The sequence below is a fragment of the Microbacterium sp. PM5 genome (assembly GCF_003293595.1).
GTDB lineage: Bacteria > Actinomycetota > Actinomycetes > Actinomycetales > Microbacteriaceae > Microbacterium.
In genome coordinates this window covers 1,142,389-1,156,601 of sequence record NZ_CP022162.1, presented here as the reverse complement: position 1 = coordinate 1,156,601, position 14,213 = coordinate 1,142,389, and the positions used below count along the sequence as shown (strand labels likewise).

Genomic DNA, 14,213 nt, shown 5'->3' with positions numbered 1-14,213 from the left:
TTCGCCGCCGGCGCCGTCACGTGTCGCCGCGGAGGCGTCAGCGCCCGGCGCCCGCCGTCAGGGCGCGGGTCTCTGCGGCGAGGGCCTCCACGCCCCCGTCGCGCAGCGCCCGGACGAGGGCCGTTCCCACGATCGCGCCGTCCGCGTACTCCAGGACGCCGCTGACCTGCTCGGGCGTGGAGATGCCGATGCCGACGCAGGCGTGGTCGACACCGAAGGTGCGCAGTCGCGCCACGAGCGTGCGCGCCGCGGCATCCAGCTCGGCGCGTTCGCCCGTGATACCCATCGTCGACACCGTATAGACGAAGCCGGTCGACGCCGCGGCGATCATCCGCAGACGCTCGTCGGTAGAGGTCGGCGCCGCCAGGAAGACCCGATCGAGCCCGGTGCGCTCGGAGGCGGCGATCCAGTCCGGGGCGGCGTCGGGTGTGATGTCGGGAGTGATGAGTCCCGCACCGCCCGCGGCGACGAGATCGTCGGCGAACCGGTCCACGCCGTACTGCAGCACGGGGTTCCAGTACGTCATGACGAGGATGGGAACATCCACCCGGTCGGCGATCGCACGCACGGCGGTGAAGGTGTCGCGAAGCCGGAAACCTGCCGCGAGCGCGGCCTGCGTGGCCTCCTGGATCACGAGGCCGTCCATGACGGGGTCGGAGTAGGGCGGGCCGAGCTCGAGGATGTCGGCGCCGTTCTCCGCCAGCGCCACGGCCGCATCGATGCTCGTCTGCAGGTCGGGATAGCCGAGCGGCAGGTAGCCGACGAACGCGCCGCGCCCCTCCGCCTTCGCCGCATCGATGGCGGCGGCCACGCGAGAGGTCATGACGTTGCCCCCTCGTCGTAGAGGCCGAACCAGCGCGCAGCCGTGTCCATGTCCTTGTCGCCGCGTCCCGACAGGCTGACGGCGATGAGGGCGTCGGGTCCGAGCTCGCGGCCCAACCGCAGGGCGCCGGCCAGCGCGTGTGCGGACTCGATCGCCGGGATGATGCCCTCCGTCTGCGACAGCAGGCGCAGCGCGTCCATCGCCTCGGCATCCGTCGCCGGAATGTACTGGGCGCGGCCGATGTCGGCGAGCCAGGCGTGCTCGGGACCGACACCGGGATAGTCCAGTCCGGCGGAGATCGAGTGGGACTCGACGGTCTGGCCGTCCTCGTCCTGCAGGACGAACGTCTTGGCCCCGTGGAGGATGCCGGGGCGCCCGCGCTCGATGGACGCCGCGTGCTTGGGCGTGTCGACACCGTCGCCGGCCGCCTCGACGCCGTAGAGCTTGACCGTCTCGTCGTCGAGGAACGCGTCGAACATGCCGATCGCGTTCGAGCCGCCGCCGACGCAGGCGACGACCGCGTCGGGCAGGCGTCCCGTCTCGGCGAGCAGCTGCGCGCGGGCTTCCTCGGAGATGATCTTCTGGAAGTCGCGCACCATCGCCGGGAAGGGGTGCGGGCCTGCGGCCGTGCCGAAGATGTAGTTCGTCGTCTCGACGGACGCGACCCAGTCGCGGTACGCCTCGTTGATCGCGTCCTTCAGGGTGCGCGATCCCGTCGTGACGGGCACGACCTCCGCGCCCAGCAGCCGCATGCGGGCGACGTTGAGCGCTTGGCGCTCGGTGTCCACCTCGCCCATGTAGACGGTGCATTCGAAACCGAACAGGGCCGCTGCGGTCGCGGTTGCGACGCCGTGCTGACCGGCGCCGGTCTCGGCGATCACGCGCTTCTTGCCGAGTCGCTTCGTCAGCAGCGCCTGACCGATGACGTTGTTGATCTTGTGCGAGCCGGTGTGGTTCAGATCCTCGCGCTTCAAGAAGATGCGCGCGCCTCCGGCATGCTCGGCGAAGCGGGGCACTTCGGTGAGAGCCGACGGCCGGCCCGCATAGGAGTGCAGCAGGCTTTCGAATTCGGCGGCGAAGGCAGGGTCGGCCTTGGCCGCCTCGTACTCTGCCGTCAGCTCGTCGATGGCGGCGATGAGCGACTCGGGCATGTACCGCCCCCCGAAGTCGCCGAAGAAGGGTCCGTGCTGGTCGCGCAGGCTCATGATCCGGCCTCCAGGAAAGCGTGCAGGGTGGTCACGGGGTCGTTGGTGACGAGCGCTTCGCCGACGAGCACGACATCGGCGCCGTCGGCCCGATAGTGCGCGACGTCGGCGGGCGCAAGCACCGCCGACTCGGCGATCTTGATCGCGTCCGCGGGGAAATGCTCCGCGAGCGAGCCGAACAGGTCGCGGTCCAGCTCGAACGTGGAGAGGTTGCGGGCGTTGACGCCGATGAGCGTGGCGCCGAGGTCGCCGGCGCGGTCCAGCTCCTCGCGTGAGTGCGTCTCGACGAGAGGCGTCATGCCCAGCTGCAGGACCAGCTCGTGCAGCTGCCGCAGCAGGGGCTGTTCGAGCGCGGCGACGATCAGCAGCACCAGGTCGGCCCCGGAAGCCCGCGCCTCCAGAACCTGGTAGGGCGTCGCGATGAAGTCTTTGCGCAGCACCGGCAGCGCGACTCGCTGCTTGACGGCCTCGAGGTCGGCAAGGGAACCCTTGAACTTCCGCTGCTCGGTGAGCACCGAGATCGCCGAGGCGCCGCCCTTCTCGTACAGCGACGCCTGCAGGGCCGGGTCGGGGATCGCCGCGAGGTCGCCGCGTGAGGGACTGGCGCGTTTGACCTCCGCGATGATCTTCACGCGCTCGGCGGGTGCGAGAGCGGCGCGGGCATCGAGAGCGGGCGGCTGCGCGAGAGCGTCGCGCTCGACGTCGCGGAGCGGACGTGCGTCCTCCCGCGACCGGGCATCCTCCACCGCGCCGGCCGTCAGGCCATCGAGCATGTCAGTGCTGCTTCGGGGCGTACTTCGGACCCTTGGCGCCGTAGCCGGCCTTCGCCATGCCCCAGCCGACGAGCGCGCCCACGACGAGCAGCCCGGCGGAGGCCCAGACGAGCGCCGGCATGTCGAACCAGTAGAAGACCGTGCCGAGCGTGACGGCCAGCAGCATGATGACCACAGCCGTCCAGGCGGCGGGCGAGTGTCCGTGGCCGGGGTCGTCGATGCTGTTGCTCATGGTGCTCCTCGGTCTCATTCGGGGGTTCCCCGCCAGTCTAGCGGGCGGTGGGATCGTCGCCGTGCGACAGGTCGTCCCAGGAGTCGATCGCGTCGTGCGGGCGCGACGCGGCCGCACCCGTGGCCGATCCCGCCGCCGACGGGCTCGGGTTGTCGGTGCGATACCGGCGTCCACTGCCGCGCCAGCGGTGCGACGTGGCGAGCGTCAGGACGCCGCCCACGGCGACCAGTGCGCCCGCGACCACCGTGAGCCACGGCCAGGGCGTCGACGTGATCGAGGCGACCAGCCCGTCGATCGCGTCCGTTCCCGACAGGCCGGTGGCCGTCGTCACCGCGGCCGAGACGGCATCCACGGGGTGTTCGATCGCGATGCGTCCCGCACCGATCAGCAGCGTGCCGCCGATGATGACCGCAACCGCCCCGAACGCGTAACGCAGCACGCGTCCGACCACCGTGAGGGCGAGGCCCAGCGCGAGCGCCGCCAGGCTGAGCGGAGCGAGCAGGGTGAACCCCTTCGCGCCGGCGACGGTCAGGGATGCGGTGGCACCGGCATCCAAGGCGACGTCCAGCCACGTCTGGGTCGACGAGATGATCGCGAGGGCGCCGCCGGCGATGATCGAGAGGACCGCGTAACTGCGTGCGCGTGCCGTCACGACGGGTCGCCGCCGTGATCGAGCGGTGCGAAGGCGACGACGGGAGAGAGGTCGTCGGCGTCGAAGCAGGTGTGATCGCCGGTGTGGCAGGCGGCACCGATCTGCTCGACGGCGATCAGCAGGGTGTCGCCGTCGCAGTCCAGCCGGGCGCCGCGCACGTACTGCGCGTGACCCGACGTGTCGCCCTTGCGCCAGTACTCCTGGCGGGAGCGCGACCAGAACGTCACCCGTCCCTCGGTGAGCGTGCGGCGGAGGGCTTCGGCGTCCATCCAGCCCAGCATGAGCACGTCGCCCGTGTCGTGCTGCTGGATGATCGCTGGGACGAGCCCGTCCGCGTTGAAGCGGACGCGGTCGATGCGAGCGTCGTCGACGGCGCTCATCGGCGCACCTCGATCCCGTCCGCCGTCAGCGCGTCCTTGACGTCGCCGATGGTCAGCTGCCCGGAGTGGAAGACGGATGCCGCGAGGACCGCGTCGGCGCCCGCGTGCACGGCCGGGGCGAAGTGGTCGACAGTCCCGGCACCGCCGGAGGCGATGACGGGCACGGAGGACAGCTCGCGCATGAGGCCGACGAGCTCGAGGTCGAACCCGTCCTTGGTGCCGTCGGCGTCGATCGAGTTGACCAGCAGCTCCCCCGCTCCCCGGTCGATCGCCTCTCGTGCCCACTCGAGCGCGTCGAGGCTGGTCGCGGTCCGACCGCCGTGGGTCGTGACGACGAAACCGGAGCGGGTGCCCGGCGCGCGTTTCACGTCGAGCGACAGCACCAGCACCTGCGCACCGAAGCGATCGGCGATCTCGCCGAGCAGCTCGGGGCGTGCGATGGCGGCGGAGTTGACGCCGACCTTGTCGGCGCCGACCGCGAGCAGGCGGGCCACGTCGTCGGCGCTGCGCACGCCGCCGCCGACGGTCAAGGGGATGAAGACCTCCTCGGCGGTGCGGCGCACGACGTCGTAGGTCGTCGATCGGTCGTCCACCGTCGCGGTCACGTCGAGGAAGGTCAGCTCGTCGGCACCCTGAGCGAAGTACAGGGCGGCCAGCTCCACCGGATCGCCCATGTCGCGCAGGTTCTCGAAGTTCACGCCCTTGACGACGCGGCCGGCGGCCACGTCCAGACAGGGGATGACCCGTCGTGCGAGCGACATGTCAGAGCCTCGCGTTGTGGATCGCGGTCACCAGGATCGCGCGCGCGCCGATCGCGTACAGCGCGTCCATCACCTGGTTGACCGTCTTGCGGGGGCTCATCACCCGCACGGCGACCCATTCGGGATCGCGAAGCGGCGAAATCGTGGGCGACTCGATACCGGGAGCGATCGCGACCGCCTCGTCGACCAGCGACGCCGGGAGGTCGTAGTCGATCAGGACGTAGCGTCGGGCCACCATCACGCCCCGCAGGCGCCGCAGGAGCGTCTCGGTGCCCTCGGCCTCGGACGGGGCTCCGATCAGCACGGCCTCCGACTCCAGCAGCACGGGGCCGAAGATCTCCAACCCGGCTTGGCGCAGCGTCGTTCCCGTCGAGACTACGTCGGCGACGGCATCGGCGACGCCCAGCTGCACCGCCGACTCGACCGCGCCGTCCAACGGCACCAGGTCGACCGCGACTCCCTGCTCGTCGAGGAAGCCGTCGACCAGCCCCGGGTACGCCGTCGCGACCCGCAGACCCTCGAGGTCGCTCACCTGCGTGAAGCGCCCGGGAGGGCCGGCGAAACGGAAGGTCGAGCCGCCGAAGCCCAGCTTCTCGATCTCGCGGGCACCCGGCATCCGTGCGTCCAGCAGCAGGTCGCGGCCGGTGATGCCGACGTCCAGTGCGCCGGAACCGACATAGGTCGCGATGTCCTTCGGGCGCAGGTAGAAGAACTCGACCTCGTTGACGGGGTCGATGACGTGGAGGTCCTTGGGGTCGCGGCGTCCGGTGTATCCGGCTTCCGCGAGCATCTCGGCGGCGGTGTCGGCGAGCGACCCCTTGTTCGGCACAGCGATGCGCAGCATGGGTGAAGAGCTTTCGGTGTCGGGAGGAGCGGGGGCGGGAGCGCGCTCAGAGATGTCGGTAGACGTCCTGCAGCGTGAGGCCCTTGGCGAGCATCAGCACCTGAAGGTGGTACAGCAGCTGCGAGATCTCTTCGGCGGTCTCGTCGTCGGACTGGTACTCCGCGGCCATCCAGACTTCCGCGGCCTCTTCGACGATCTTCTTGCCGATGGCGTGCACGCCGCGATCGAGCTGCGCGACCGTGCCGGAGCCTTCGGGACGGGTCTCGGCGGTCGTCGTCAGCTCCGCGAACAGGGCGTCGAACGTCTTCACCCTCTCAGGCTACCGGTCCTCGGCGCGCCCGCGCGCCGCCAGCCGCGGGCGGCGGCGCTCAGTGGCGGTGATGCTCGGTGGCGAGGCTCCGCAGCGCGGCGATGGCCCGGTCGGGCTCGTCGGCGCCGAAGACCGCGGATCCTGCGACGAAGGTATCGGCGCCGGCCTCGGCAGCCTGGGCGATCGTCGACTCGGAGATGCCGCCGTCGACCTGCAACCACACCTGCGAACCGCGCCGGCGGGCCTCCTCATGCAGACGGGCGAGCTTGGGCATCTGATCGGCCATGAAGGACTGGCCGCCGAAGCCCGGCTCGACGGTCATCACGAGGATCTGGTCGAACTCGTCGAGCACGTCGTACAGGCCTTCGACCGGTGTCGCGGGTTTGACGGCGACGCCGGCTCGCGACCCGATCGCGCGGATCCTGCGGGCCAGAGTCACCGGGTCGGTCGCCGCTTCGAGATGGAAGGTGACGGATGCCGCGCCAAGCTCGGCGTACCCGGGCGCCCACCGGTCGGCATCCGAGATCATGAGGTGGACGTCCAGCGGCACGGGGCTCGTCGCCTGGATGCGCTCGACCATCTGCGGACCGAACGTCAGGTTCGGCACGAAGTGATTGTCCATGACGTCCACATGCACGAAGTCGGCGGTCGCGATGCGCGCCAACTCCGCCTGCATGTTGACGAAGTCGGCGGCCAGGATGCTGGGGTTGATTCGTGCCACGGCCCCATTATCCACACCCTGCCCGCGCGTTCGGCCCGCCGTCAGTAGGGTCTCTGGAGAACCACGGGGGTGGTTCGCGCCGAGGGGTGCGCGGCGGGGTGACCGACGAGAGGGTGGACGATGAGCGGGAACGGTGACGGTCAGGCGCCGATGTGGGACGCCCAGCGTGGCGAATGGGTCGCGGGCGCATTGCGGTGGGATGCCGCGGCGGCCCAGTGGGTGCCGCGCGCGACGGAGGCGGCTGCCGAGGCCACCGTCGTCACGCCGGCACCCACGGAGCACGCGGCGGCAGGGCCGTACGTCGCGGCGTTCACACCTCCGCAGCAGGCCGGCGGCCCGGTACCGTACGGCGCTCCGGTCCCGCAGCCCGCCCCGCAGCCGCTTCCCGCAGACGGACAGGCGCCGGTACCGCCGCGAAAGAAGCTTCCCACCGGGGCGCTGATCGGCATCATCGCCGGCGGAATGGTGGTGCTGCTGGCCATCGCTCTGGGCGTGGCGTTCGCGGTGCGCGCGGCGACGACGGCCAGCACCGCCCCCGAGAGGGTCGTGTCCGATTACCTGAATGCGCTCGCCGCCGGCGACAGCGAGGCGGCGCTCGCGATGCTCGACTCGAAGCCGCGTCAGGGCACGCTCCTGTCGGATGACGCGCTCGCCGCCGCATCCGCGAAGGGTGCGATCGAGAACGTCGTCGTGTCGGTGCCGAAGGGCGGCGACAAGGGATACTCGATCCCCGTGCGCGTCGACTACACGATCGGCGGAAAGCCGGTGAGCGGCCAGTTCGACGTCGTCGACTACGAGGATGACGGCACGTGGAAGCTGGCGCACGGCACGGTCGACATCTACCTCGGCGGCAGCTTCCGCGGCCTCAACGCGACGGTCAACGGCGTGCCGGTCGACAGCGACTCGATCACCGTGTTCCCGGGGACCGTCACGGTCGAGATCGACAACCCCAACTACACACTGTCGGGAACGACGACCCTCATCGCGGCCGACCCGAACGACTTCTCGCTGCGGTTCGACACCACCGTCGAGCTCAGCGATGCCGGGACGAGCCTGTTCCAGACCGCCGTCCGCAGCGCGGTCGACACGTGCATCGCGTCGACGAACCTCACCGCAGGATGCGGCATCGACATTCCGGAGAACCTGAGCGACGGCACGAAGATCATCGACGGGACCATCACCCGCAGCCTCCGCGCCGAGACGCAGGCGAAGCTCGCGAACCTGAAGCCCGAGGCGATGTACGGCGATCCGGGTCAAGTGCGTACGCCGTATCTGGGCGGCGTCGAGGTCACCGCGGACTGCGACGTCAACGGCCAGCGCCGCACCGGCTGCTCGTTCCTGTTCCTGCCGTCGCTGGGGTCTGCACTGGTCGATCTCACGGTGACGCCGCCCGTCGTGCGCTGGGACTGAGCACCGGGGCGGGGCTCAGCGGCGGCGCAGCAGCGAGATCGACATGGCGTCCGTGCCGTGGCGGTGCGGCCACAGCTGCGCGCGGCCCGATCCGTCCGCCGGGGCGGCGAGGTCGATCGGGTGCTCGGAGATCGCAGCCACGGTCGCGCGCGCGTCGAGCTCCTCGACGCCATCGCCGTGCGTGCGCAGGGCATCGGCGACGATCGCCGCCGTCTCGGCCAGGTGCGGCGAGCAGGTGACGTACGCGACGACGCCGCCGGGACGCAACGCCGCGAGCGCGGCCGACAGAAGCTCTGACTGCAGCGAGGCCAGCTGTGGCGCGTCGGCGGGCTGCTTGCGCCAGCGGGCTTCGGGACGGCGTCGGAGGGCTCCGAGACCGGTGCACGGTGCGTCGACCAGGATGCGGTCGTAGCGCCCGTGTGCGGCGCGCGTGCGGCCGTCCTCCTCCGAGACGGGCACCGGCAGCGGGACCGCGGCGACCGAGTCGCGCACCAGGCCCGCCCGCGCCGGGGAGAGCTCGTTGGCCTCCAACGTGGCGCCGTGGGCGAGAGCTTCAGCGGCGAGGACCGCCGTCTTGCCGCCCGGGGCGGCGCACAGATCCAGCCAGCGCTCGCCGGCCGTGACCGGCTGCACGCGCGCGAGCGAGAGTGCCGCCAGCTGCGAGCCCTCGTCCTGCACGCGGACGCGGCCTCCGGATGCCGCGACGAGGGCACCCGGGTCGCCGCCGCCGGAGAAGAACCCGAGCGGCGAGTAGGGCGTCGGCGTCGCGTCGGCGGGGCGATCGGCGAGGCCCGGCAGTGCGGCGAGCGTGACGACGGGCGCGGCGTTGTCGGCCGCGAGCAGCGCTTCCAGCTCGTCCCCCCGCCCCTCGGCGGCCAGCGCCCGGCGGAACGCGCGGATCACCCAGACGGGGTGGGCGTAGCGAACGGCGAGTCGCTCGTCGTCGGAGCGCGCGGCGGCGGCGAGATGCTCGTCCCACTCCTGCGGCGTCCGCTCACTGACGCGGCGCAGCACGGCGTTGGCGAAGCCAGCTGCCGGTGCGCCGGCGGCCTTGCGGACCTGCCGGACGGTTTCGTTGACAGCGGCGTGCGCGGGTGTTCGCATCGCGACGAGCTGATGGACGCCCAGGCGCAAGGCGTCGCGCACGGCGGGATCGATGTCGGCGACGGGGCGCCGCGCGGCATCCGCGATGATCGCGTCATACGTGCCGAGCCGGCGAAGGGTCCCGTAGGTCAGCTCGGTCGCCAAGCCGGCATCCGTCCCGGTCAGTCCCGCCCGCGCGAGCGCTCGCGGCAGCAGCAGGTTGGCGTAGGCGTCGGTCTCGTCCACCGCCCGCAGCACGTCGTACGCGACCCAGCGCGGTGACGCGCTCATGACATCGCCCGCTCGCTGGGCAGATCGACACGGGGATCGTCGATGCGCAGCCCGCGCCACCAGTCGCCCGCTGCCATCGCCCCCTTGCCGGACGGCTGCACGGTCTTTAGCACGACGGTCGTGCCCTCCCCCGCGGTCAGCAGCACGTCGCGTCCCGAGAGGCTCAGCGTCCCCGGCGGCAGGTCGGTGTCGGGCCCGCGATGGGCGGCGAGGATCTTGAGGCGGCCGCCGGCGAAGCCCACGTGAGCTCCGGGCTCGGGAGTGGTCCCGCGGAAGCGGTCGAGCACGATCTCTGCGTTCTCGGTGAGGTCGAGCGCCCCGTCGGCGATCGACAGCTTCGGGGCGAGCGTGGGCGTGCCGACCTGCGGCACCGCCCGGGCCGTCCCCGCCGCGATCTCGTCGGTCACGCGCACCAGCAGCTCGGCGCCGACATCCGCGAGATCCGCGAGAACGTCGCCCGCCGTCGCGCCGCGCGGCACGTCGTAACGAACGTCGCCGAACACGTCTCCGGCGTCGAGCGCGGCGACCAGCTGGAAGACGCTCGCGCCCGTGGTGCGCTCGCCGGCGATCAGCGCGTGCTGCACGGGGGCGGCGCCGCGCCAGCGCGGCAGCAACGAGAAGTGCAGGTTGATCCAGCCGTGTCGCGGCAGCGACAGCAGGGGTTCGCGTACGAGGCCGCCGTAGGCGACGATGACGCCGAGATCCGGAGCGAGTACGTCGATCGCTGCGGTGGCCTCGGCATCCAGACGATCGGCCTTGATGACCGGAACGCCGAGGGTGTCGGCGGCCTCGGCGACCGGAGACGGCGTCAGCACGCGCTTGCGGCCGAGAGCGGCGTCGGATCGGGTCACGACGCCGACGAGCTCGTGAGCGGATGCCGCGATCGCCCGCAGGGACGGGACGGCGGGCGCCGGCGTGCCGGCGAAGACGATGCGCATGGGGTTCCTCGGATGACGAAGGCGATGGTGGCGGGGCGAGGTCAGAGATCCAGTTCGGGGACGTCGAGCCGCACCCGCAGTGTAGTGCGATTGCCCGAGCCGCTCCGGCCCGGGCTGCGTCGAGCAGCCCGTCGGCCGCGAAGGGCCTCGGCGACGACAGAGGCACGGAGGCTGTCGGCGACGTTCCTGCCGTGCGCGTAATCGAAACGGACCAGGGCGCGCACCAGATCGTCCGGAAGCGGCACGGGGCCGAGGACGGCGCCGGCGGTCGCGCCCAGGGCGGGCACCGCGACCCGCAGCTCCGTCAGCGCGGCCTCGACGGCGGCGGGTGTGCCCTCGACGGCGGCGACACGCACCACCGGCGGCATCGCGAGAGGTCCACGGTCGGCCAGCTCGGCACGGGCGTACGCGGCCTGCGTCCAGGTCGCGAGCGCGCGTGCGACGGGACCCGCGACGCCGACCAGGTGCACGGGTGCGCCGGGTGCCGCGAGGGCCGCCGCGTTCGACCACCAGCGCAGGGCCGATTCACCGATGCGCAACTGCTCGGCGAGCAGCATGCGATCGCCGTCGAGAAGGATGACGGCCCGGTAGCCGCCGCGAGCGTGAGGTTCGGCGCCGCGCGTCGCGATGACCAGGGCGGGTGTCGCGTCCACCTCGGTGACGGGATGCGCACCGTCGGCGACGATGACCCGCGTGTTCGGGAAGGCTCGACCGAGCTCGTCGGCGGTGCGCTCGCTGCCCGACGATGCCATCCGGAGCTTCGCCGCGCCGCACTGCACGCATGTCCACGTGGGGTCCGATCTGCCGCACCACCCGCAGTCCGGTGTCGCTCCGGGGCGGCGGGCGCGCAGCGGGCCCGTGCAGTGGCGGCAGCGCGCGGGCGTGCGACACTCGGCGCACACGAGCACCGGGGCGTACCCGGGCCGCGCCACCTGCACGAGCACGGGTCCCTCGCGCAGCCCGTCTCGAGCGGCCGCGAAGGCGCTCGAGGGCACGCGGGCTCCGTGCGACTCGCCCTCCCGTGTCGCCGAGAGCACCACCGTCGGACTCGTGCGCCGTGCCGCCGCCAGCTGCCGCACCCACCCCAGCTGCACCAGTCGCTCGATGTCGGTCGTGCGGGTGTGACCCGCGAACACCAGCGACGAGCCTTCCAGCTCCTGACGGATCAGGGCGGCGTCGCGGGCGTGGACGCCGGGGCTGAGCGGCTCGGCGAGCAGCGGGTCGCCGTCGTCCCAGACGATCACGCAGGCGGTGTCGTGCGCCGGTGCGTACACGGTCGACCGGTTGCCGACGACGATGCACGCCCGGGACGAGCGCAGACGCAGATACCCGGCATATCGTTCCGGGCCTGACCGGCGGGCATCGTCGCGGACCACCGCATCGTCGGACAGCCACACGCCCAGCACGGCGAGCACCTGCTCCTCGTCGCGGTGGTCGGGCACCACGACCACCGTGCTGCGACCGGCCGCCAGCTGACGGACGGCGATGGCGGCGAGCAGTTCCGCCCAGGCTCCGACGGTCAGTGATGCGCTGGGGTGCGGTGGAGCGTCGATCGCCAGCCGCTCCCCCGCCGCGATCGCGTCGGCCAACCCCGGGTAGGGCGCCAGCACGGTGTCGGCCCAGTCCTCGGCATCCCCCGACACGGGGGTCGCTGAGGGGGCGATCTCGTCGGCGGATGCCGGTGCCTGTGCCGCCAGCCACGCTTTCTCGGCCCGCACCATCCGCTTGGGGATGACGAGCCGCAGGATGTCGCTGGCCGAGCCCGCCGCGCGGTCGGCGGCGCGCCGTGCGAGCGCGTACAGCTCGGGCGTGAGGACGGGAACCGGAGAGACGATCGCGTCGACCTCCGAGAGCGGCCTCTCGGGCGCCTCCGCCGTGACCACGTCGACGAGGTAGCCGTCCACGACGCGGCCGGCGGTGCGCAGCGGTACACGCACACGCACGCCCGGCACCGCCTCGGCCACCAGCGCCGGCGGCACCTCGTAGTCGAAGAGGCGGTCCAGCTGCGGCAGGGGCGAGTCGATGAGGACGCGCGCGACGACGATCACGGACGCGGCTCAGAGGCCGGAGGCGGCGCGCAGCTCCTCGACGCGGTCGGTGCGCTCCCACGTGAACTCGGGCAGTTCGCGGCCGAAATGGCCGTACGCGGCGGTCTGGGCGTAGATCGGCCGGAGCAGGTCGAGGTCGTCGATGATCGCCTGCGGGCGCAGATCGAAGACGTCGCGGATGGCAGACGTGATCTTCTCGTCGGAGACGTGCGCCGTGCCGAAGGTCTCGACGTACAGACCCACCGGTTCCGCGCGCCCGATCGCGTAGGCGACCTGCACCTCGAGGCGGTCGGCGAGGCCGGCGGCGACCGCGTTCTTCGCCACCCAGCGCATGGCATAGGCGGCGGAGCGGTCGACCTTGGAGGGATCCTTTCCGCTGAAGGCGCCACCGCCGTGTCGGGAGGCTCCGCCGTAGGTGTCGATGATGATCTTGCGTCCCGTCAGTCCGGCATCGCCCTTCGGCCCGCCCGTCACGAACGGGCCCGCGGGGTTGATGACGTAGCGCACGTTCGAGACATCGAGGCCCGTCGTCGCCAGGATCGGGTCGATGACCTCGGCCTGAACGGCGGCCCGCAGGGCGGCCAGAGAGATGTCGGGGTTGTGCTGCGTCGAGAGGACGACCGTGTCGACGGTGCGGGGCACGTGACCGTCGTAGCCGAGCGTGACCTGGGTCTTGCCGTCGGGGCGGAGGAACCCCAGCGCGCCGGAGCGTCGGGCGTCGGTGAGCCGCTCGGCGAGACGGTGGGCCGTCCAGATCGCCATCGGCATGAGCTGCGGCGTCTCGTTCGTCGCGTAGCCGAACATGATGCCCTGGTCTCCCGCGCCGAGCGCGTCGATCGGGTCGACCGAGCCACCCTCCCGGTGCTCGATCGCGTTGTCGACACCGGCGGCGATGTCTCCCGACTGCTCACCGATCGAGACCGTGACGCCGCACGAGTCGCCGTCGAACCCGGTCTCGCTGGAGGTGTAGCCGATGCGGTTCACGACACGGCGAACGATGCCGGGGATGTCGACGTAACCGTCGGTGCGGACCTCACCTGCGACATGGACGAGGCCGGTCGTGACGAGGGTCTCCACCGCGACGCGACTGCCGGGATCGACCGTCAGCAGGGCGTCGAGGACGGAGTCGGAGATCTGGTCGCAGATCTTGTCCGGGTGGCCCTCGGTGACGGACTCGGACGTGAACAGACGCAACGCGCTCATCGGGGCTCCAGACACATGGGGTACTCGACAATCATGCCCGTGATCTCCGACACGACGTCGTCGCGGTCAGGATCACGGGCATGCCGACGCCATACGGCGTCATGATGTCAGGCGGGGATCACTCCGCCGCGCGCAGGCGCAGCTTGTCCTCGTGGATCTCGTGCAGCGCGATCGTGAGGGGCTTGTCCTCCACGCTCGAATCGACGAGCGGGCCGACGTTGTCGAAGAGGTTGCCCTCGTGCAGGTCGGAGTAGTAGTCGTTGATCTGGCGTGCGCGCTTGGACGCGTAGATAACCAGCTGGTACTTCGAGTCGACCTTGTCGAGCAGCGCGTCGATGGGCGGGTCGATGATGCCCTTGTCACGTCCGGCCATGATGAACCTCCAGGATCGAATGGCGGTGGGGAAAACTCGCGGGGAACGCCCACGCGGGAGAACTCGTGGCCGCAGGATGCCGCGGCATCCGTTCATTCTATCAGCGCCGCGTCCGCGCCGAGCTCATCGATGTTCGCCGTTGCTGAATGCCGTTCGTCCGTCCCGA

The 14,213-nt window shown here is 71.5% G+C and carries 16 protein-coding genes; 1 reads left to right on the top strand and 15 read right to left on the bottom strand.

Annotated features, from left to right (window positions below):
- Positions 1–37: 37 nt before the first annotated feature.
- From trpA to rpe, 10 genes are read right to left on the bottom strand one after another with little or no spacing between them, the layout of a single operon-like run.
- Positions 38–823 (bottom strand): tryptophan synthase subunit alpha, encoded by a 786-nt coding sequence (gene trpA, locus CEP17_RS05710; RefSeq protein WP_036314909.1) that lies wholly within the window; start codon positions 821–823, stop codon positions 38–40.
- A complete protein-coding gene (gene trpB / locus CEP17_RS05705; RefSeq protein WP_112931575.1) occupies positions 820–2,028 on the bottom strand; it encodes a tryptophan synthase subunit beta in 1,209 nt (402 codons plus the stop codon). Before trpB ends, trpA begins: the two co-directional genes overlap by 4 nt.
- Positions 2,025–2,801 (bottom strand): indole-3-glycerol phosphate synthase TrpC, encoded by a 777-nt coding sequence (trpC, locus tag CEP17_RS05700; RefSeq protein ID WP_112931573.1) that lies wholly within the window; start codon positions 2,799–2,801, stop codon positions 2,025–2,027. Before trpC ends, trpB begins: the two co-directional genes overlap by 4 nt.
- A 1-nt stretch (position 2,802) precedes the next feature.
- Positions 2,803–3,033, bottom strand: a complete 231-nt coding sequence (locus tag CEP17_RS05695) for a DUF6704 family protein (RefSeq protein WP_036289479.1) — start codon at positions 3,031–3,033, stop codon at positions 2,803–2,805.
- Positions 3,034–3,070: 37 nt separating this feature from the next.
- On the bottom strand, positions 3,071–3,685 hold the full coding sequence (locus CEP17_RS05690; protein WP_112931572.1) for a Trp biosynthesis-associated membrane protein: 615 nt from the start codon (positions 3,683–3,685) through the stop codon (positions 3,071–3,073).
- Positions 3,682–4,065, bottom strand: a complete 384-nt coding sequence (gene hisI / locus CEP17_RS05685) for a phosphoribosyl-AMP cyclohydrolase (protein ID WP_112931571.1) — start codon at positions 4,063–4,065, stop codon at positions 3,682–3,684. Before hisI ends, CEP17_RS05690 begins: the two co-directional genes overlap by 4 nt.
- Positions 4,062–4,826, bottom strand: a complete 765-nt coding sequence (gene hisF, locus CEP17_RS05680; protein WP_036314928.1) for an imidazole glycerol phosphate synthase subunit HisF — start codon at positions 4,824–4,826, stop codon at positions 4,062–4,064. Before hisF ends, hisI begins: the two co-directional genes overlap by 4 nt.
- Before the next feature lies 1 nt (position 4,827).
- The gene (gene hisG / locus CEP17_RS05675; protein WP_036314931.1) at positions 4,828–5,670 is read right to left on the bottom strand and encodes an ATP phosphoribosyltransferase; all 843 of its coding nucleotides are present in this window, start codon (positions 5,668–5,670) and stop codon (positions 4,828–4,830) included.
- 46 nt (positions 5,671–5,716) lie between these two features.
- Complete coding sequence (locus CEP17_RS05670; protein ID WP_005055234.1) at positions 5,717–5,980, bottom strand: phosphoribosyl-ATP diphosphatase; 264 nt, start codon at positions 5,978–5,980, stop codon at positions 5,717–5,719.
- Positions 5,981–6,038: 58 nt separating this feature from the next.
- On the bottom strand, positions 6,039–6,701 hold the full coding sequence (rpe, locus tag CEP17_RS05665) for a ribulose-phosphate 3-epimerase (RefSeq protein WP_269429768.1): 663 nt from the start codon (positions 6,699–6,701) through the stop codon (positions 6,039–6,041).
- A 120-nt stretch (positions 6,702–6,821) separates the two neighbouring features.
- Between rpe and CEP17_RS05660 the strand changes: the two genes are divergently transcribed.
- Positions 6,822–8,111, top strand: a complete 1,290-nt coding sequence (locus tag CEP17_RS05660; protein ID WP_112931569.1) for a hypothetical protein — start codon at positions 6,822–6,824, stop codon at positions 8,109–8,111.
- A gap of 15 nt (positions 8,112–8,126) precedes the next feature.
- Here CEP17_RS05660 and CEP17_RS05655 read toward each other — a convergent pair whose 3' ends face one another.
- The 5 genes from CEP17_RS05655 to rpoZ all read right to left on the bottom strand — a co-directional run bounded on the left by CEP17_RS05655 (position 8,127) and on the right by rpoZ (position 14,047).
- Positions 8,127–9,485, bottom strand: a complete 1,359-nt coding sequence (locus tag CEP17_RS05655; protein ID WP_112931568.1) for a transcription antitermination factor NusB — start codon at positions 9,483–9,485, stop codon at positions 8,127–8,129.
- Positions 9,482–10,423, bottom strand: coding sequence for a methionyl-tRNA formyltransferase (fmt, locus tag CEP17_RS05650; RefSeq protein WP_112931567.1), 942 nt, complete (start codon positions 10,421–10,423; stop codon positions 9,482–9,484). The genes CEP17_RS05655 and fmt overlap by 4 nt, the downstream gene beginning before the upstream one ends.
- Positions 10,424–10,464: 41 nt before the next feature.
- Positions 10,465–12,471, bottom strand: a complete 2,007-nt coding sequence (locus CEP17_RS05645) for a primosomal protein N' (RefSeq protein ID WP_112931566.1) — start codon at positions 12,469–12,471, stop codon at positions 10,465–10,467.
- A 9-nt stretch (positions 12,472–12,480) separates the two neighbouring features.
- Positions 12,481–13,674, bottom strand: coding sequence for a methionine adenosyltransferase (metK, locus tag CEP17_RS05640; RefSeq protein WP_039416011.1), 1,194 nt, complete (start codon positions 13,672–13,674; stop codon positions 12,481–12,483).
- A 118-nt stretch (positions 13,675–13,792) separates the two neighbouring features.
- Positions 13,793–14,047 carry a DNA-directed RNA polymerase subunit omega gene (gene rpoZ / locus CEP17_RS05635; protein WP_005055218.1) on the bottom strand — a complete coding sequence of 85 codons (255 nt, stop codon included), beginning with the start codon at positions 14,045–14,047 and terminating at the stop codon, positions 13,793–13,795.
- Between the last annotated feature and the right edge of the window lie 166 nt (positions 14,048–14,213).